This window comes from Vibrio sp. 10N.222.55.C6 (assembly GCF_041473395.1).
Taxonomy (GTDB): Bacteria; Pseudomonadota; Gammaproteobacteria; order Enterobacterales; family Vibrionaceae; genus Vibrio; species Vibrio crassostreae_C.
Genome location: NZ_JBFRSD010001089.1, coordinates 1 through 436 on the forward strand (window position 1 = coordinate 1; position 436 = coordinate 436).

Below are 436 nucleotides of genomic sequence, written 5' to 3' on the forward strand. Positions count from 1 at the left end.
GCCATATCCGTTCGAGAATCCGGGATAGAGTCAGTTAGAAGATCAAAGCCTGATTGCTCTTTGATCACCTTCCTAATTTGACGTATATCTCTAGGCGTCAGCTGCAAATTTTCTCCTCTGGCGCTCCCAACACTAAAGTCGCGATGAAAAGTATCAAACACGCCACTCAGCGCTACACTGGCACCTTCATTAACCTTCGCAGGAGAGAACAGTTGCTTTAACCTATTTAAATCACTACCCGTTATATCATCAATAATTCTACTCACAGTTTCCTCGCTATAGACACATCTTCTAAGTGAAGGTTGCCGTAACCTATATTGCTACCTTTTGCTAAATAGGTATAAGACCCGATAGGCTCAACGGTAAAGCCTTTGCTATCTTCGGGAAGCATTGAACTATGGAAATTAAGCACGCTAAATAGCCACACGTCTTTAGC

The 436-nt window shown here is 42.9% G+C and carries 1 pseudogene; it reads right to left on the minus strand.

Annotated features, from left to right (window positions below):
* Positions 1–266, minus strand: a pseudogene (locus AB4486_RS27680) (hypothetical protein); the annotation flags it as partial.
* Positions 267–436: the final 170 nt, after the last annotated feature.